General features: G+C 63.6%; 15 protein-coding genes and 2 pseudogenes. 4 read left to right on the forward strand and 13 right to left on the reverse strand.

What is annotated here, in order from left to right; genetic code table 11:
• Nucleotides 1-189: 189 nt before the first annotated feature.
• The 4 genes and pseudogenes from ACLCGK_RS23095 to ACLCGK_RS23110 all read left to right on the forward strand — a co-directional run.
• Entirely contained in the window at nucleotides 190-1,710 is a 1,521-nt protein-coding gene (locus tag ACLCGK_RS23095) for an FAD-dependent oxidoreductase (RefSeq protein ID WP_410953039.1), read from the forward strand.
• A 71-nt stretch (nucleotides 1,711-1,781) separates the two neighbouring features.
• Nucleotides 1,782-2,792 carry an aldo/keto reductase gene (locus tag ACLCGK_RS23100; protein WP_410953040.1) on the forward strand — a complete coding sequence of 337 codons (1,011 nt, stop codon included), beginning with the start codon at nucleotides 1,782-1,784 and terminating at the stop codon, nucleotides 2,790-2,792.
• A gap of 122 nt (nucleotides 2,793-2,914) precedes the next feature.
• Nucleotides 2,915-3,808: an RHS repeat-associated core domain-containing protein gene (locus ACLCGK_RS23105; protein ID WP_410953041.1), complete on the forward strand. Its 894-nt coding sequence runs from the start codon at nucleotides 2,915-2,917 to the stop codon at nucleotides 3,806-3,808.
• A 121-nt stretch (nucleotides 3,809-3,929) separates the two neighbouring features.
• A pseudogene (locus ACLCGK_RS23110) lies at nucleotides 3,930-4,508 on the forward strand (alkene reductase); the annotation flags it as partial.
• 145 nt (nucleotides 4,509-4,653) lie between these two features.
• Here ACLCGK_RS23110 and ACLCGK_RS23115 read toward each other — a convergent pair.
• From ACLCGK_RS23115 to ACLCGK_RS23175, 13 genes and pseudogenes are all read right to left on the reverse strand, one after another.
• On the reverse strand, nucleotides 4,654-5,634 hold the full coding sequence (locus ACLCGK_RS23115) for an LLM class flavin-dependent oxidoreductase (RefSeq protein ID WP_410953042.1): 981 nt from the start codon (nucleotides 5,632-5,634) through the stop codon (nucleotides 4,654-4,656).
• A 100-nt stretch (nucleotides 5,635-5,734) separates the two neighbouring features.
• Nucleotides 5,735-6,646 (reverse strand): LysR family transcriptional regulator, encoded by a 912-nt coding sequence (locus tag ACLCGK_RS23120; RefSeq protein WP_039613609.1) that lies wholly within the window; start codon nucleotides 6,644-6,646, stop codon nucleotides 5,735-5,737.
• 77 nt (nucleotides 6,647-6,723) lie between these two features.
• Nucleotides 6,724-7,416 carry a TraX family protein gene (locus ACLCGK_RS23125; protein ID WP_410953043.1) on the reverse strand — a complete coding sequence of 231 codons (693 nt, stop codon included), beginning with the start codon at nucleotides 7,414-7,416 and terminating at the stop codon, nucleotides 6,724-6,726.
• Nucleotides 7,417-7,419: 3 nt separating this feature from the next.
• A complete protein-coding gene (locus ACLCGK_RS23130) occupies nucleotides 7,420-8,496 on the reverse strand; it encodes a metal-dependent hydrolase (protein WP_410953044.1) in 1,077 nt (358 codons plus the stop codon).
• Between the two features lie 252 nt (nucleotides 8,497-8,748).
• The gene (locus ACLCGK_RS23135) at nucleotides 8,749-9,999 is read right to left on the reverse strand and encodes an OprD family porin (RefSeq protein WP_410953045.1); all 1,251 of its coding nucleotides are present in this window, start codon (nucleotides 9,997-9,999) and stop codon (nucleotides 8,749-8,751) included.
• Between the two features lie 54 nt (nucleotides 10,000-10,053).
• Entirely contained in the window at nucleotides 10,054-11,253 is a 1,200-nt protein-coding gene (locus ACLCGK_RS23140; protein WP_410953046.1) for a benzoate/H(+) symporter BenE family transporter, read from the reverse strand.
• A 148-nt stretch (nucleotides 11,254-11,401) separates the two neighbouring features.
• Nucleotides 11,402-12,316, reverse strand: coding sequence for a catechol 1,2-dioxygenase (gene catA, locus ACLCGK_RS23145; protein ID WP_023661753.1), 915 nt, complete (start codon nucleotides 12,314-12,316; stop codon nucleotides 11,402-11,404).
• A 29-nt stretch (nucleotides 12,317-12,345) separates the two neighbouring features.
• On the reverse strand, nucleotides 12,346-13,674 hold the full coding sequence (locus ACLCGK_RS23150) for an MFS transporter (protein WP_410953047.1): 1,329 nt from the start codon (nucleotides 13,672-13,674) through the stop codon (nucleotides 12,346-12,348).
• A 57-nt stretch (nucleotides 13,675-13,731) separates the two neighbouring features.
• Nucleotides 13,732-14,493, reverse strand: coding sequence for a 1,6-dihydroxycyclohexa-2,4-diene-1-carboxylate dehydrogenase (locus tag ACLCGK_RS23155; RefSeq protein ID WP_410953048.1), 762 nt, complete (start codon nucleotides 14,491-14,493; stop codon nucleotides 13,732-13,734).
• 145 nt (nucleotides 14,494-14,638) lie between these two features.
• On the reverse strand, nucleotides 14,639-15,649 hold the full coding sequence (gene benC / locus ACLCGK_RS23160) for a benzoate 1,2-dioxygenase electron transfer component BenC (RefSeq protein ID WP_410953049.1): 1,011 nt from the start codon (nucleotides 15,647-15,649) through the stop codon (nucleotides 14,639-14,641).
• Nucleotides 15,650-15,721: 72 nt separating this feature from the next.
• A complete protein-coding gene (gene benB / locus ACLCGK_RS23165; protein ID WP_013972678.1) occupies nucleotides 15,722-16,207 on the reverse strand; it encodes a benzoate 1,2-dioxygenase small subunit in 486 nt (161 codons plus the stop codon).
• The gene (benA, locus tag ACLCGK_RS23170) at nucleotides 16,204-17,562 is read right to left on the reverse strand and encodes a benzoate 1,2-dioxygenase large subunit (RefSeq protein ID WP_410953050.1); all 1,359 of its coding nucleotides are present in this window, start codon (nucleotides 17,560-17,562) and stop codon (nucleotides 16,204-16,206) included. Before benA ends, benB begins: the two co-directional genes overlap by 4 nt.
• Nucleotides 17,563-17,721: 159 nt before the next feature.
• A pseudogene (locus ACLCGK_RS23175) lies at nucleotides 17,722-18,677 on the reverse strand (AraC family transcriptional regulator).
• Nucleotides 18,678-18,728: the final 51 nt, after the last annotated feature.

The following is an 18,728-nucleotide window of genomic DNA, read 5'->3' on the forward strand; positions in this document are numbered from 1 at the left end:
TCTCCTTTCCCCCCCCAACGACCCACTGCCCAGTCGTCGTGGTGATTTGCTTCTGTGGGAGCGGGCAGGCCCGCGAAGAGGCCAGCCCAGGCCACATAAAATCCACACCCTCCACCGATCGTCAGCTCAACGCATCCCATCCCCAGCCCAGGCGTCAAATGGTTCCAAAGGCCCCTTTGGAGAACCCCCATGACCCAGCACGCCGTGGCTCGCCTGGCCCAACTCGACGAACACCGCCCCCTGCGCGTCCAGGCCGGCAGCGAGGAGATCATCCTCATCCGCCAGGGCGACCAGGTGCACGCCTACCAGGGCAACTGCCCCCACGAAGGCGCGCCACTCAATGAAGGCGTGGTGTGCGGCGGCCTGCTGGTGTGCCCCTGGCACAAGGCCGCGTTCGCCGTGGACGAGGGCGCGGTCTGCGAGCCGCCGGCCCTGGCCGACCTGCGCCGCTACAAAACCTGGGTCAAGGGCGACGAGGTCTGGGTCGACGACCAACCCCTGCCCAGAACCGAGCCGCCCCGCCACAGCGACGCCCGCTGTTTCGTGGTGGTCGGCGCTGGTGCCGCGGGCAGTGCCGCAGTGTCCACCCTGCTGGCCCATGGCTTTGCCGGCCGCCTGGTCTGGATCGATCAGGAGCGCCAACCAGCCTACGATCGTACTTCCCTGAGCAAGTTCGTGATCGCCGGGCAGATGCCGCCCGATGAAGTGCCGGCCCTGCTCGACGCCGACGCCCTGCGCAAGGGCCAGCTGGAGCGCAAGCATGGCAAGGTGCGCACACTGAACACCCAGAAACGCCAGGTCACCCTGGCCGACGGCCAGCAGATCGACTACGACGCCTGCCTGCTGGCCACCGGCGGCAAGGCGCTGCGGCCCGATATCCCGGGCGTCGACCTGCCTGGGGTATTTACCCTGCGTTCACGGGAGGATGCCGCGCACCTGCTGGATGCTGCCGAGCCCGGCCAGCCGGCAGTGATCGTCGGCGATGGCTTCATCGGCCTGGAAGCCGCGTCGGCCTTGCGCAAGTACGGCGTGCAGGTGCACCTGATCACCCGCCATGAGGTCCCCCTGGCCCGGCAACTGGGCGAGCGCATTGGCCGTAGCATCCGCGAGTTGCACGAACGCAAGGGGGTCACCTTCCACGGCCCTACCGAGGTCGTACGGATCGAGGGCCAGGGCAAGGTCGAGGCCGTGCTGCTGGCCAACGGTGAGCGGCTACAGACGCCATTGGTGCTGCTGGGTACCGGGGTAAGACCTGCGACCGCGTTCATTCAGGGCGTGCTGCTGACCGAGGACAAGTCGGTGCAAGTGGACGCTGAAATGCGCGCTGCAGATGGCCTGTGGGCCGCGGGGGATATCGCCACCTTCCCCCTCAGCGGGCGCCCGGTGCGTATCGAACACTGGCGGCTGGCCCAGCAACATGGGGTGATCGCCGCGGCCAACATGCTCGGCGAGCAGCGCCGCTACGCCGACGTACCGTTCTTCTGGACCTACCAGCACGGCCGCACCTACGAAGTACTGGGCCACGCGCGGGACTGGAACCGTATCGAGTTCGTCGGCGAGCCGGAAAAAGGCAACTTCATTGCCTTGCAATGCGTGGATGAGCGGGTCGAGGCAGTTGTCGCCAAGGGGTATTCCGATGCCATGGCGACGCTGTCGCAACGCCTGAAGTGCCCGTTGACCTTGCAGGAGGCATTGGCGCTGATCGGTTGAGGCTGCCTTTCATTGCGCCCCGGTTGTGTGTAAAACGGGTAGATCTGCCGACCGCACAAGGACCCAAGCGCATGATCTACCGCCCCCTCGGCCACAGTGGCCTGCAGGTTTCCGCCCTTACTCTGGGCAGCATGATGTTCGGCGAGCAGACCAGCACCGAGGACGCCCTGCGCATCATCGACAAGGCCTGGGACCAGGGCATCAACTTCATCGACATCGCAGACGTTTACAACGCCGGGCGTGCGGAGGAAATCGTCGGCGAAGCGGTGGCCCGTCATCGCCATGACTGGATCGTGGCCAGCAAGGTCGGCTTTGGCCCGGCCGATGGCCTTCCCAACCGCAGCGGCCTGTCGCGCAAGCACATCTTCAATGCCCTCGATGCCACGCTGACGCGCATGGACATGGACTACCTGGACATCTACTACCTGCACCGCGAGGACCACAAGGTGCCGCTGGAGGAAACCGTGCAGGCCATCGGCGACCTGCTGCGCCAAGGCAAGATCCGCTACTGGGGCGTGTCCAACTTCCGCGGCTGGCGCATCGCCGAGGCCTGCCACATTGCTGAGCGCCTGGGCGTGCCCAGGCCGGTGGTGAGCCAGCCGCTGTACAACATCGTCAACCGCCAGGCCGAGCCGGAGCAGCTTACCGCTGCGGCAGCCCATGGCCTGGGCGTGGTGCCGTTCAGCCCGCTCGCGCGGGGCGTGCTCAGCGGCAAGTATGCGCCGGGGGCGGTGCCGGATGCCGGTAGCCGGGCCGGGCGCCAGGACAAGCGCATCATGGAGGTGGAATGGCGCCAGGAGTCGCTGGCCATTGCCCGGCAGATCCAGGCCTATGTGGAAGCCAAGGGCGTGGGTATCGTCGAATTCGCGATTGCCTGGGTGCTGAACAATCGGCTGGTCAGTTCGGCGATTGTCGGGCCGCGGACCGAAGAACAGTGGGATACCTATGGCGGGGCGCTGGCAGTGAAGATCACGGCGGAGGATGAAGCGTTCATTGATTCGCTGGTCACACCAGGGCATGCGTCGACGCCGGGGTTCAATGATGTGGCGCATTTTGTTAGCGGCAGAATTACCGTGCATTAACACTTGTCAACACACGCGTGGCATCGAGCAGCAGTCACAAGGCGCGGCCTGGTATTTCTGCCAGTTGTCCACCAGTGCTGCTCTGCATAGGGTGAGGTCACTCACTTGAACGGGGCGTAGCCATGTCATCCACCGCCGTCACTGACCGTTTTTTCTATCAACAGGACCGTTTGGTGTCCAGGTATCGCGACAAACACGCAAGGTTGCTATACGCCGAGAAGCTGCTTGCGCAGCTGGACGCCAGAACGGATGAACATTCAATGCTGCTGCAGACCGATTCGAACGGATCGGTGCTGAATGCGCGGGGGCAACAGCGTATTCGTGCTTACACGCCTTACGGTTTTTCTCCTGATGATTCGGGGAAGGTACTCGCAGGCTTCAATGGCGAGTATCTGGATGTCGTGACGCTCGGCTATCCGCTTGGGCAAGCCAAACGGTTTTATCTCGCCAGGGCAAGATTCAACAGTCCCGACCCATTGAGCCCGTTCGGGGAAGGGGGAACCAATTGCTATACCTACTGCGAAGGTGACCCTGTGAATTTCGCCGATCCGACAGGGTTACGCAGGTTTGATGGTTCTTCTCCGCCAAGACTTCCTTCAGGACGTCCTTCAACACTTTTTTCAAGACTTTTTTCAAGAATTTTTTCAAGAATTTCTCCAAACCGAAACTCTGCGCGAGGTGGCAGTAATCCGCCACCAAGTTCGTCGTTGAACATCTCCAGCCAGTCCAGCCCTCAGTCAGACCACAGAGGCCACCAAGCTGCAAGAGCGCGTCCGCAAGAAACTGAATTGAGACGAATAGGTTCAGGTGGGGAAAGTCCTGCAAACCTCAATGAGGGGGAGAGTTTTAACCTCAGTCAGGCGTGGAATCGACCAGGCACTATCATGCAAAATCTCCAGATCGCGATCTATCTTCCCTACAGCATCGCCAGAAGGTATCCGGCGATATCCATTCTTGCAGTTATCGGTATTGTCGGAGGTATAACAGCTGCAGTACTTCTTACAAGGAAGAACTGACTGAAGATTGGCTGCCAGTCTCTATCACCATTGGGGAGACCAATGCCGGGCTCCCGGTCCCCCCTTTCCCCAGTCACCCCGGTATCGTGCGCACCATTGGTTTTCCACCTCTGGAGCAGCACTGCACGCCGCCCACGGCTACCTGCTGCATCAGTTCCTCACCCCCAGCGCCAACCAACGCGAAGACCGCTGCGGCGGCAGCGTCGAGAACCGTGCGCGTATCGTGCTTGAAGCAGTGGACGCGGCGATTGCCAACTGGAGCGCCGAACGCGTGGGTATCCGTGTGTTCCCGCTGGGTGGTTTCAATGGCGTGGACAATGGCGTGGACAATGGCGAAGACCAGGAAGCCGCAGGCCTGTACCTGATCCGCGAACTGGCCAAGCGCAACCTTGCCTACCTGCACCTGTCCGAACCGGACTGGGCCGGTAGCAAGCCGCTGCGTGACGAATTCCGCCAGGCGATTCGTGCGGTCTACCCGGGGGTGATCATTGCTGCCGGTGCCTACACCGCCGAGAAAGGTGAAGACCTGATCGGGCGTGGCTTGATCGATGCCGTAGCGTTCGGGCGCTGCTTCATTGCCAACCCGGACCTTGTAGAGCGGCTGCGGGTGCAGACGCCGTTGAATGCGCACCGGGCGCAGTTCGATTATGCCAATGGGGCTGAGGGGTATACGGATTATCCGTTCCTCAAGCGGGCGTGATGCTGAAAGAGGGAGCTCATGGGCTCCCTTTTTTTCCTGTGCAGGCCTCTTCGCGGGCACGCCCGCTCCCACAGGTATTGCGCAGGTCTTGCATCCTGTGGGGGCCTTGTGGGAGCGGGCGTGCCCGCGAAGAGGCCTGTAGGGCTTAGCTCAGTTCAGCCAGGGCCTGCGCGGCATAGGCATGCGAACGCTGCCGCGCCAGCGGGTCGTGGATGCGGCAGTCGATCATCAGTTCATCCGCACCGGTCTGCTCGATCAGGGTGCGCAACCCTTCCCTTACCCGCTCCGGCCCGCCGGCCACAGTGCAGGCCATCACCTGCTCAAGTACCGCGCGCTCATGGTCCGGCAGGCCTTCGACATACCCCTCCTGCGGCTTGGGCAACAGGCCGAAGCGCCCGACATGCAAGTCCAGCATCCACTTGCGATGGGAGCTGGCCAGGTAATCCGCCTCGGCATCGCTGTCGGCGGCGAACAGGTTCATGCCCACCATCACATACGGCTTGGCCAGTTGTGCCGAAGGCTGGAAGTTGGCCCGGTAATGGGCAATGGCCTGCAGCAGGTAGCGCGGGGCAAAGTGCGAGGCGAAGGCATAGGGCAGGCCCAGTTTCGCTGCCAGGTCGGCACCGAACAGGCTGGAGCCGAGAATCCACACCGGTATGTCATGCTTGCCAGGCACGCCGCGCACCCGCCGTTTGCCATTTTCAGCCAGGTAGTCGCGCAGTTCGGCGATGTCCTGGCTGAAGTCGCGCTCTGGCGCAGCACCACGCAAGGCGCGCACGGTAGGCCCGGAGCTGCCCGGCGCACGGCCGAGGCCCAGATCGATGCGGCCAGGGTGCAGGGTGTCGAGCGTACCGAACTGCTCGGCCACCACCAGCGGCGCGTGGTTGGGCAGCATGATGCCACCGGCGCCGACGCGGATATGCCGGGTGGCGTTGGCGATTTCGTTGATGACCAGTGACGTGGCGGCCGAGCCGATGCCCGGCATGTCGTGGTGCTCGGCGATCCAGTAGCGGCTGTAGTGCTGTTGCTCGACATGGCGCGCCAGTTGGCGGGACTCTTCGATCGCGTCGGCGAAGGTCTTGCCTTCGCCGATCATGACCAGGTCCAGTACGGACAGTGCAGTCATGGGGTCTCCACAGGGATTATCAGTGACTGCCAGTTTCCCTGCTGCGCAGCCAGTGATAAACCCGGCTTCAGGCCCGGCATAGGGGCCTGCCATTCCCCAATCAGTCTTCCCAGGGCACGCCCGGTTCCCAACTGGCTACCAGCAGGTCGATGAAGCCGCGTACGCGCGGCGACAGGTGGCGCTTGCTTGGGTACACGATGCGAATCGGGTCCGCCGGTGGCCGATAGGCTTGCAGCACCTCCACCAGGGTGCCGGCGCGCAGGTCGTCGCCGGTGATGTAGGTGGGCAGGTGAATCAGCCCGAAACCCGCCCGGGCGCCGGCGAGCATTGCCTCGGAGCTGTCGATGTTCAACCGCCCGGGGTCTTCGCACAGGTGCAGCCCCGCTTCGGTATGAAAGCGCCACGGCATGACCTTTTCGCCGGCCAGGAAGGCGATCTTGTCATGGCCGTAGAGGTCGCCGGGCACCTGTGGTACGCCGCGTGCGTCCAGGTATGCGGGCGAGGCGCAGGTGACGAACTGCTGCCAGGCCACCGTACGGGTCAAGAGTTGCGAGTCTTCCTTCGGTACACCGATACGCACCGCAACGTCGATACCCTCCTCGACCAGGTCGACGAAACGGTCGGTGAAGCGGATGTCCGCGCGCAGCTCGGGCCACTGCTTCAGGTACCGGTCGAGAATCGGCAGCACATGGCGCTGGCCGAACGACAGGGGTGCTGTCAGGCGCAGGGTGCCGGTGGGCTTGCCACGGCGCTGGGCCATGGTGCTTTCCACCTCGTCCAGGTCATCCAGAATCTGCCGCCAGCGCTCGTAGGCCACCAGGCCCTCGTCGGTCAGGCTCAGCTTGCGCGTGGTGCGGTTGAGCAAGCGCACGGCCATGCGCGCCTCCAGGCGAGCGATGCTCTTGCCCACCGCCGAGCGCGTCAGGCCCAAGGTGGCGGCGGCGGCGGTAAAACTGCCGGCCCTCGCGGCGCTGACGAAGGCGGCGATGTCGCCGAAGCGGTTGGGTTCCATGGGAGGTTCCTGAGTCTGGTGCGGCTGGTTTAGATAGGTATGGATTTGTGAAATGCAAGCAGGACTGTCGAGAGCGATCAAGCGAAGACCTTGATCACCAGTAAATGCACCGGATAGAACAGGTAACCCCAACGCCCCACCGCAGGCACCCGCCAACCCTCCTGACGCAGCAACGACCACCCGAGCGGAATCGCCAAGGCCGCGGCCATCAGCGTCAGCACGGTAAACGGCGCCAACAGATGCTCCTGCAACCAGCTGTTGGTCAGGTTCCCAGCCATGGCCAACAGGCTGGGCAACAACCAGGCCGCCCCTTCCTTGCGCCGGGCCATCAACCAGGTGCCCGGCAGCATCACCCCCGGCAGCCCGTACATCAGCTGTTCACTGAACAGCCACCCTGCAAGCAGACCGGAAAAGCCAAGCACGCGCGCCGAAATCAACGGATGATGCACACCCCAGGCAACCAGCAACCCCAACACCAGGGTCGGCATCACGCTGAACGTTGACGAACCACTGTCCAGCCAACGGTACGCAGGTTCCGACAGCACTGCGAACACCAGCATCAGCCCCAGATAACGCAGGTTGCCGCGGGTATAGAGCGCACCGCACCTGGTGCGCGCCACATTCACCGCAATCGCCAGGCAAAACAGTGGAAACGCCAACCGGCCAACCACGAACAAGCCATCGGCATCAGGCCACAGAAAACGCAGGTGGTCGGCGACCATGGTCAGCATCGCCGTCCACTTGACCAGGTCCAGCCCGACTGAACGCACGCCTCAGCGCCCGCGCTCGACTGTGGCAGGCCCCAGGTAGCGATCGGTCCAGGCGGCCAGCGGCAAAGGTGGCTGCTGCTCGACGATCCGTCGCCAGATCAGCACCAGGTCGTCGCCATTGAACGCCGCCCCTGGCCCGGCACCCTCCCACAGCGACGGCACATCGGCAATCCAGTGCCCCTGGCTGTCTCGGTGGGCCATGTTGAAGCGGAACGTGTAGTTACCCGGGATGCCCATGCGCAGGTCGCTGACCACCAGCGCATCGCCGACCTGGTCGTAGCGCAGCCAGTCATCGGTGAACCAGCGCAAGCGCTGGTGCAACGGGTGCCCGGCCAGCGCTTGCGCCAGTTGAAGATTACGCGGCAAACGTTGCATTTCTGGCGAGTGCTGGTCGAACCCGCTGCTGATGCCCTCGTAGTAATCGCCATCCGGGGTCTTGGCAAGCACCCGCCAGACCAGGCTGTTGAACGCTATCGGCACGGCACGCACTTGGCTGACGGCGATGCCTTGGCGGTCGAGGGCAGCCTGGAACCGCTGCTCGGCCGCCATGCGTCCGGCCAGGCCGAACCCCAGGTAGGCTGCGCTGAAGAGCAAGGCCAAGGTCATTAGCTGCACCGCCTTGCTTGTCAGCCCCTTGATGCTTGCGTAGATCACCGCGGCCAGCAGCGGCACGGTGTAGACCGGGTCGATGATGAACACCGCCGCCCAGCTTTCCGGGGTGGCCTGCAAGGGCCAGAACAACTGCGTGCCGTAGACCGTGAAGGCGTCGAGCAACGGGTGGGTGACCAGCACCAGCCAGAACGCCAGGAACAGCCTGGGCAAGGTATAGCCTTTGCCTGGCCAGCATTTGTTGACCAGCCAGGCCAGCAGCAAGGCCAGCCCGGTGAGCACGAACAAGGAATGAGAAAAGCCGCGGTGGTAGGTCATCTGCGACACCGGGTCGGCGTAGCGGATGATCACGTCCAGGTCGGGAAGCGTGCCCAGCGCCGCACCATACAACAGTGAGCGGCGGCCCTGGATGCGGCCAAGCACGGTACCTTGCAAGGCCGCGCCGAGTACGGCCTGGGTGATGGAGTCCAAGGGTGGCATTCCTGAAAGGGAGGTTTCCGGAAGCTAACTTCATCCGGGCCCAATGCGCAATTCCTCTTGAAGGTGCATCTGCAACGGGCTGCCTGCACTGGCCTCATCGCCGGCAAGCCAGCTCCCACCCCGACCGCGTTGAGCTTGCGGCGTGTTATCTCCCTGTGGGAGGTTTCTCGTTCTCGATGAGGTCAGTGCAGGCAACATAAGACAGCTGCTCCCACCGGGTTTGCACATGCCTCTATGGATGATTCAGAACAACTGCCAGGTGTACACCAACGTCAGACGGTTCTCGTCGATGTCGCTGCGGTAGTTGGACCGGGCCATGGCATTGCGCACCCGGATCCCCAGCCCCTTCAGCACACCGCCCTGCACCGCATAACCGATGTCCAGGTCGCGCTCGCGGTCGCGCCCTTCGTAACCCAGCCCGGTATCGACATTGTTACCGGTTATGTAGCGCACGGTCGCGGTCAGCCCCGGCACGCCCATGGCCGCGAAGTTGTAGTCGTAGCGCACCTGGTACGAGCGTTCGTCGGTGTAGGCGAACTCATAGGTCGGTACTTCGTTACCCAGCGGCGAGATGTTGGCGAACACCCGTGGGAAAGGGCTGTCGCCATAAATGCCCTGGTAGCCGGCATGTAAGCTGTGCCCGCCATGCCGGGCAGTGAACATCGAAAAGAACGCCTGGTTGTCGATGTTGCCGAGCAACGCATCGCCGTCCTCGCGCGCGGTGAAATACCCCAGGTTGGCACTGAGCACCCAGTTGCCCAGGGGCTTGCTGTGCTTGAGGCCGACAAAGCCCTGTTCGTAAATGTCCTCAAGCTGCCCATACCACAGGCTGACGCTGCTCTGGTTGGCATTGAACGCATAGTCCCCGCCCAGGTAGTTGAAGGCGTCGCTTTCTACCTGGCGGATCGGCACATGGCCGAGCATGGCGTTCATCTTGCCGTCGCCGCCTTCGTTGCGCAGGTGGGTGCTTTCCAGGTGCCCGGCCTGCACGGTCAGGCCGTCGATTTCCGCCGAGCTCAGGCTGGCGCCCTGGTAGGTCGGTGGCAACAGGCGGATGTCGCTGAAGGTCAGCACCGGCAGGTTGGGTTGCAGTTCGCCGGCGCGCAATTCGGTTTTGGACAGCCGGGCCTTGAAGGTGGGCGCCAGGCGGCTGTATTCGTCGGCGGCGCGGCCGTTGCCGTGCACCGGCAGCAACCCGGTATTGGTGCGGTCTGGGCTGCTGTCGAGCTTGATGCCCAGCAGGGCCAGGGCATCAATGCCAAAGCCGACCGTGCCCGGGGTGTAGCCCGACTTGAAGTCGAGGATGAAGCCCTGGGCCCGCTCCTCGGCCTTGGATTGCCGGTTTGCCCCGACGATGTCGGAGAAGTCGCGGCTGAAGTAGTAGTTACGGGCACTCAGGGTGGCCTTCGAATCTTCGAAGAAGCCGCCTTCGGCGGCCAGCAACGGTTGGCTGAGCAAAGTCAGGCCCAGGGCGACGCAAGGGGTGTGGTTCATTCCGAAGCTCTCTTGATCTTGTTTTTATGGGTAAAGCGTTGGAAGCACGGCGGTTCATGGGGTACGGCGCAGCACCTCCCGGGCACGTGGCTGGCGCAGCCTCAGCAACCCATGGCTCAGCAGGCCGAACAGCAGGCCCCAGAACGCTGCCGACAGGCCCAGGAAGGCCACCCCCGAAGCGGTGACCAGGAAGGTGAACAGCCCGGCATCGCGCTCGGTTGGTTCCGCCAGGCTGCGGGCCAGGGCTTCGCTGATGGCGCCATACAGGGCCAGCCCGGCCAGGGCGGCGATCAGGGCGGCGGGGAATGCTGCAAACAGCGACATCAGCGTGGCCCCGGCGATCCCCAGCAGCAGGTACAGCGCACTGCCAGCCACCGCCGCGACATAGCGCCGCCGTGGGTTTTCATGGGCCTCATGCCCGGTGCAAAGGCTGGCGGTGACCGCCGCCAGGTTCAGCCCGTGGCAACCGAACGGCGCCAGCGCGGCGCCGGCCAGGGCGCTAGCGCTGATGATCGGGCTGGCCGGCGTGGTGTAGCCGGCGTTGCGTAGTACTGCCATGCCCGGCATGAACTGCCCGGTAAGGGCCACCAGCACCAGCGGCAGTGCCAGGCTGAATACCGCTGCCAGGCTGAACTGCGGGGTGACCCACTGCGGCGACGCCAGCTCCAGCACCAATGCCTCGCTGCGAAACGCCCCGCTGGCCACGGTCACCAGCGTGCCCACGCACAGCACCGCCGCCACGGCGTAGCGCGGCTGCACCCGGCGCATCAGCACGTAGGTGACGAACATCGCCAGTACCAGCAGCGGTTGCACCGGCAAGGCGCGGAACACCTCGATGCCGAAGCTGAACAGGATGCCGGCCTGCATGCCGGCGGCGATGGAGCCCGGCAGGCGCGCGATGATGCGGTCGAAGGCCCCGCTGATGCCGATCAGCAGCAGGACCAGGTTGGCTACCAGGTAGGCGCCAACGGCCTGTTCCAGGCCCAGTTGCGGCAAGGCGGTGACCAGCAGCGCCGAGCCAGGGATCGACCAGGCGATCACCACCGGCACCCGGTAGCGCAGGCTGAGCAGCGCGCCGAGTACGGCACTGCCCATGGACACTGCCCAGACCCAGGAGGACAGTTGCCGATGGGACAGGCCGGCGGCTTCTGCGGCGTGGAAGATGATCACCAAGGGGCCTGCGTAGGAGATCATCGTGGCGATGCAGCCGGCGACCAGGGCCGATAGTGAGCAGTCCTTGATCAGGGTTTTCATTAGCTTCTCGCAAGGCAGCGGCCGGCCTTTGTGGCTGGCTCTTGTTTTGGTGTTGCCTTCTTCGCAGGCTTGCCCGCTCCCACAATCCTGAAACCTGTGCAGTCCCCTGTGGGAGCGGGCAAGCCCGCGAAGAAGCCAACCCGGTGGATCAGGCCTCCTGCAAGGCCCGCGGCCGCCCACTGCGCTGCTCATCGGCACCGCCCCGGGCCTGCTGCAACTGGAAGTCGAATTTCAACTCGGCATGTCGCCCCGCCTCGCCCTCGACGAACACCACCTCGCCCACCAGCCCATCCCGCGTGGCATAGGCAAAGTCATCCCACAGGTATTTGTCTCCGGCCAGGTTGATCTGCGTGGTCAGGTGTCGGTACCCCGGTGCCGAGATGAAGAAGTGCACATGCGCCGGACGCTGGCCGTGACGGCCGAGCAGGTCCAGGCACTCCTGGGTCGGCCCCTGTGGATCGCAGCCATACCCGGACGGCACGATGGAGCGCGCGCGGTAGCGGCCTTCGCCATCGGTGATGATGCGTCGGCGCAGGTTGTACTCGGACTGGCTCTGGTCGAAGAACGAATAGGTGCCACGGGTATTGGCATGCCACAGGTCGACCGTGGCCCCAGGCAACGGCCGCCCTTGTGGGTCGAGCACCTGGCCCTCGAGGTACATCGGCGTGGCCACGCCCTCCTCGCTACCGTCATCCATGCGTACTTCACCTTCGGCGATCGGCGCGCCGGCCACGTACAGCGGGCCTTCGATGGTGCGTGGAGTGCCGCCGACAAGGCCTGCTTGCTGGTCCTTGGCATCCTGCAGCAGGTCGAGGAAGTGCTCGATGCCCAACCCAGCCACCAGCAACCCGGCCTCGCCGCGGCCACCCAGGCGGTTGAGGTAGTCGACGGCATGCCAGAACTCGTCTTCGCTGATTTCCAGGTCTTCGATCAGCCGCGCGGTGTCTTGCAGCACGCGTTGCACGATGCGCTTCAGGCGCGGGCTGCCGGCATCGTTGCCAAAGCCTGCGGCCTCTTCGAAGAACTGCTGTACCTCGGCAGTGTGGGAAATTTTCACGGTCATGGTGTTTACCTCATGTTGTTTTTCTGGAGTTACGCCTGTGCCGCAACCGCCTGGGCGTGCCGACGGCCGCTGGCCAGGTGCACGGCCATGGCCAGCGCGGCAATTGCGCCAGGGATGGCGAAAGCAATGAAATTGAGCTGCAGGGGCAGGTTGATGCCCATCAGCGCACCACCCAGCAGCGGGCCGACGATGGCACCGTTGCGGCCGATGCCCGAGGCCCAGCCCAGCCCGGTGGAGCGCACCGATAGCCCGTACAGTTGAGCGGCGCCGGCATACAGCAGGATCTGCGTGCCGATGGTGGTGGCGCCGGCAATGAAGATCAGCAGGTACAGCACCGGCATCGGGCTGTTGACGCCCAGCAGGCTGATCGACAGCGCGGCGGCGATGAAGAAAGCCACTTTGACTTTGACCAGGCTGTAACGGTCGCCCAGCCAGCCACCGAGAATCGCCCCGGCCATGCCACCGAAGTTCAGCGCCAGCAGGAACGACAGGCTCGAGCCCAGGCTGTAGCCGGCGTTGGCCATCAGCTTCGGCAGCCAGGAGCTGAGTGCGTAGACCATCAGCAGGCAGCAGAAGAACGCCAGCCACAGAGCGAGGGTGCGAATGGCCAGGCCGTTGCGAAACAGTTCCAGCACCGAAGCCCCGCTGCCTTTGCGGTCGGCCGCCTGCAGCACATCGTCCGCCTTCACGTCGCAATCCGGGTCCAGCCGCTTGAGCAGCTTGCGGGCCTCGTCGGTACGGCCCTGGCGTACCAGGAAACCGATCGATTCAGGGAGGTAGTACAGGATTACCGGCAACAACAGCAGTGGCACCGCTGCGGCGAAGAACATCGATTCCCAGCCAAAACGCGGCAGCATGAAGATGCCGACACCCGCCGAGAGCATGCCGCCCAGCGAGTAGCCACTGAACATGATCGCTACCAGCGTGCTGCGCAGTCGCTTGGGCGCGTACTCGTTCATCAGTGCCACGGCGTTGGGCATCAGGCCGCCACAGCCCAGGCCGGCAATGAAGCGGTAGATGCCGAACTCGCTCGGGCTGCTGGCAAACCCGTTGAGGATGGTCGCCCCGGAGAACAAGGCAAAACAGATGGCGATGCCCTTCTTGCGCCCGATGCGATCGGCCAGGCTGCCGAACGCCAGGGCGCCGAACATCATGCCGAACAGCGCATAGCTGCCCAGTGCACCGGCCTGCAACGGGGTCAGGCCCCACTCTTTCATGATGACCGGCAGTACCACGCCGTAGATGAACAGGTCATAGCCGTCGAAGATCAGCAGCAGGCCGCACCAGGCCATGACCATCCAGTGGAACGGGGTAAAGCGCGCGTTATCGATGATCGGGTGTACGTCAAGGGTTCGCATGGCATCTGTCGCTCTTGTTTTTGTTGTGAAAGAAAGCTTTTTGCCTAGGGGTGTCGCTCAGCCGAGGTCGCCGCCCCCTACCGGCAAGGTCACGCCGGTGATGTACGAGGCTTCGTCGGAAGCCAGGAACAGGATTGCGCCCACCTGCTCGTCGATGCTGCCGTAGCGGTGCATCAGGCTGCTGTCGAGGGTCTGGTCGACGATCTGCTGGTACCAGTGCTTTTCCTGTTCGGTCTGCTCGGCACTGTTGCGCGGTACGCGCCGGGGTGGCGCTTCGGTGCCGCCGGGAGCAGTGGCGTTGACCCGGATGCCACGGCCGGCGGTTTCAAAGGCCAGGCACGCAGTCAGCGCGTTGACGCCACCCTTGGCTGCGCCGTAGGGCACGCGGTTGACGCCACGGGTGGCGATGGACGAGACGTTGACGATGGCGCCGCTGCCACGTTCGAGCATGTATGGCAGTGCGGCATGGCAGCACCACAGGGTGGGGAACAGCGAACGGCGTACTTCGGCTTCGATCTGGTCCACTTCGTAGTGTTCGAAGGGCTTGGCCCAGATGGTGCCGCCAACGTTGTTGACCAGGATGTCGAGGCGGCCGAACGCTTCAACCGCGTTGGCCATGACCCTGGCGCAGTCACCATATTGATCCAGGTCGGCGGTGAGGGTGAGCATGCCCTCGCTGGCCAGTTCGTGAACCAGTTCGGAGCGGTCTACCGCTATCACTTGCGCGCCTTCGGCCTTGAGCCGCCAGCACACGCCACGGCCGATGCCCTGGGCGGCACCGGTGACCAGGGCGACCTTGCCTTGGAATCGGTTGTTCATATCCATCTCTCCGGTTCGCCACGGTTCCTGTGGGAGCGGGCATGCCCGCGAATGCGTCCGACCAGACAAAGTTGTTGAACCTGCTGGCCTCTTCGCGGGCACGCCCGCTCCCACAGGGTCGGCGTATTACTTGGAATAAAAGGAATCAGGCCGCCGCCGCGAACTTCTCGTAGTAGAAGTTCGCCGGTGTAATGCCCTGCTCGCGCACGTACTGGCTGACCGCCTCGACCATCGGTGGCGGGCCGCACAGGTACACATCCACATCGCCATCGTTGAGGTGGCGCGGTTCGATGTGCTGGGTCACGTAGCCCTTCTGCGGGTACTGGCTGTCGGGGTTGGCCACGCAGGCACTGAAGGTGAAGTTGGGGATGCGCGCCGCCAGCGCCTGTAGGCGGTCGAGTTCGACCAGGTCGAAGTCGTTGGTCACGCCGTAGATCAGGTGCAGTGGGTGCTCGCTGCCCTGCTCGGCGATCTTCTCCAGCATCGCCGTGAACGGCGCCAGGCCGGTACCACCGGCCAGCAACAACAGCGGGCGCTGGATCGGCCGCAGGTAGAAGCTGCCCAGCGGCCCGGCCAGGGTCATGCTGTCGCCGGCCTTGGCCAGGTTGGTCAGGAAACTGCTCATCAACCCGCCCGGCACGTTGCGGATCAGGAAGCTGACCTCGCCGTCCTTCTGCAGCGAGCTGAACGAATAGGCTCGGCTCTGCTCGCTGCCCGGCACCTTGAGATTGACATATTGCCCCGGCAGGAAGGCCAGGCGGCTGAGGGCCTCGCCCTTGATCGACAGGGCAATGGTGCTGGCCGACAGCTGGCGGACATCGCTGATGGCGGCCTCGAAACTGGCCTGTTCGGTCTTGCACAGCTGCGACGAGGCCGGGATGCGGATGACGCAGTCGCTCTCGGCGCGCATCTGGCAGGTCAGTACGTAACCTTCGGCGATTTCATCTTCGCTCAGGGCATCTTCGATGAAGTTGTCGCCCAGGTCGTAGCGGCCGGACTCGGCCTTGCACTTGCAGGTACCGCAGGCGCCGTCGCGGCAGTCCAGCGGGATGTTGATGCCCTGGCGGTAGGCGGCGTCGGCCACGGTTTCATGGCCGGTGGCCTCGATGAAGCGGGTAACCCCGTCTTCGAAATTCAGTGCGATCTGGTAGCTCATGTTGCACCTCGCGGGCGAGCCGGGCCACGGCACGTCGCAGGACGCACCGGGCAGTGCTCGCAAAACCCTGGATCAGATGTGGTAGATGTCGATGACCTGGCGAACGTAGTCGTTCTTCAGCACCACCTTCTTGGCCTTGATCAGCGGCTGCTCGCCGCGCAGGTCGAGGGTGTAGAAGCTGGTGCCGAAGTAACTGTCGGTGGTCTTGTAGCGGAAGCTCAGGGTGTGCCAGTTGAAGCGCACCTGGCAGCTGCCCTCGCCCTGCTCGACGATCTCGATGTTGCTGATGTTGTGCGAGGTGCGGGTGTCGGGCACGGTCGCACTGGAGCGCTCGGTCTTGATGCGGAACACCCGGTCTTCCAGGCCGCCACGGTTGCCGTACCAGATCAGCGAGATTTCGCTTTGTGGGTCTTCGGTGAGGGTGTCGTCATCGTCCCAGCTCGGCATCCAGAAGGTGCAATCACTGGCGTACATTTCCAGCCACTGATCCCACTGGGCGTCATCCAGGTAACGCGCTTCGCGGAAAAGGAAGTCGCGCACGGTTGCATACAGGCTCATTGCACGGCCTCCACGGGGATCAGTTGCTGTTCATCCTTCAAGGCCTGGATCATGGTTTCCTGCCAGTACTTGTGCTGCAGCACGAACAGGCCTTCGTCCTCGGTGCGTACGCCCGACAGCAGCGGCTTGAGTTCGATTTCCCGGGCCGCCTCGTCGGCGCCTTCCACCCAGTGTTCAGCGCCGCGGGACATGTCGTTCCAGCCGGTACCGCCGCCGTAGCCGGTCTGGCACGAGCGGAACTCTTCCAGGTCGTCGGGGGTGGCCATGCCGCTGACGTTGAAGAAGTCTTCGTACTGGCGAATGCGCTTGGCGCGGGCATCGGCGCTCTCGCCTTTCGGCGCGATGCAGTAGATGGTGATTTCGGTCTTGTTCACCGAAATCGGCCGGGCGATGCGGATCTGCGAGCTGAACTGGTCCATCAGGTACACGTTCGGGTACAGGCACAGGTTGCGCGAGTTCTCGATCATCCAGTCGGCACGGGCCTGGCCGAAGTCGGCGGCCAGTTGGTCGCGGCGCTCGTAGGCCGGGCGGTCCTCGGGGTTGGCCCAGCGGGTCCACAGCAGCAGGTGGCCGTGGTCGAAGGAGTAGAAGCCACCGCCCTGCTTGGCCCAGGCACCGGCGCTCATGGTCTTGATCTCTTCACCCGCCTCGCGCTGCTTGCGCTGGTTCTGGGTGGCGGCGTAGTTCCAGTGCACGGAACTGACGTGGTAGCCGTCGGCGCCGTTCTCGGCGGTTAGCTTCCAGTTGCCTTCGTAGATGTACGAACTGGCGCCACGCAGCACTTCCAGGCCTTCCGGCGACTGGTCGACGATCATGTCGATGATCTTGGCCGACTCGCCCAAGTGCTCGACCAACGGCTTGACGTCGGCCTTCAGGCTGCCGAACAGGAAGCCACGGTACGACTCGAAGCGTGCCACCTTGGTCAGGTCGTGGGAGCCGTCGCAGTTGAAGCTGTCGGGGTAGCCGGCGTTGCTTGGGTCTTTGACCTTGAGCAGCTTGCCGCTGTTGTTGAAGGTCCAGCCGTGGAACGGGCAGGTGTAGCTGGAGCGGTTGCCGCGCTTGTGCCGGCAGAGCATGGCGCCGCGGTGGCTGCAGGCGTTGAGGAAGGCATTGAGCTCACCGTCCTTGTTGCGCGCGATGAAGATCGGCTGGCGCCCCATGGTCAGAGTGAGGAAGTCGTTTTTCTCGGGTATCTGGCTTTCATGGGCCAGGTAGATCCAGTTGCCCTCGAAGATGTGTTTCATCTCCAGGTCGAACAGGCGTGGGTCGGTGAACATCTCGCGCTTGCAGCGGTAGATGCCCTTTTCACGGTCGTCCTCGAGCAAGGCATTGAGGTAGTCGAATCCCAGGGACATGGCCAGGGTCTCCCTTGTTATTGTTTAGACCTGGTCAGGTTAGGGATTGGGATCGGGAGGGAATATCCGGTTTGTGCGCAGTGCTATCCGTTTTGTGCAGGCTGGTTTTTCTGCAGTGCCCTGTGGGAGCGGGTTTACCCGCGAAGAGGCCGGTGCGGCTCAGCGCCGATTACGCAAGGTTTCCGAGGGCAACTCGCCAAACTGCTGCCGATACACCTCGGAAAACCGCCCCAGGTGCATGAAGCCATAATCCATGGCCAGCTCGGTAACGCTGCGTACCGCGCAACTGGCATCACCCAGGCAGGCATGTACCTGCTCAAGCTTGCGCTGACGCACATACTGCTTGGGCGTGGTCTGCAGATGCCGGTCGAACAGTGCGTACAAGGATCGCAGGCTCATGCACGCCTGCTCCGCCAGCGCTTCAGCTGTCAACTCAAGCTTCAGGTTGCGGTCGATGTAGTCGATGATCCGTTCAAGGCTTGCGCCCGGCGAACCCAGGCTTTCGCGACGGATATTGGTGCTCATCAGGGTCAGCAGCTTGCTGGCGACGATCTGGCTGTAGTGGCCCTGCACCCTGGGCAGCGAATCGCTCACCTCTGCTTCCTGGCAGACCATGGCCAGCAGGTTGACGAACCCCTCCAGTTCGTCCAGCCGGTAATGATTGCGCAAGAACCGCACCCCACCATCGGGTCGGTGCCAGCGCTGTTCGTCGCAGATCGAGTCCAGTAGCCGGGTCGGCACCTTGAGGATGAACTTCTCGCAGTCTTCCGAGTAGGTCAGGTCAACCGGGTCGTCGGGGTTGATCAACAATAGTTCACCCGGCACCAGGTGGTGCTCGCGCTTGTGCCCGCGCCACAGGCAGTTGCCGTTGAGCAGCACCTGCAGGTGGTAGATGGTTTCCAGTGCCGCGAGGTAACGCGCACGCTGCCGCCGTAGCTGATGCGGCAAAGGTCCAGCTCAGCGAACTTGCGGTGACTGAGACTGGCTTGCGGATGAGTGGTGCGGGACAGACCGATGCAATGCTGGCCTACGTGCTGGTTCACATAATCGGACACAGCATAAGGGTCGGCGTGATGAAACACGCTACTGCGCTCGCTCAGCAGGCGGCTTTCCATAGGCAAGGTTACCCGGATCGTTATTGTTCTGGTTGCCGCATCCTACGGCCC

The sequence above is a fragment of the Pseudomonas sp. S1(2024) genome (genome assembly GCF_046557535.1).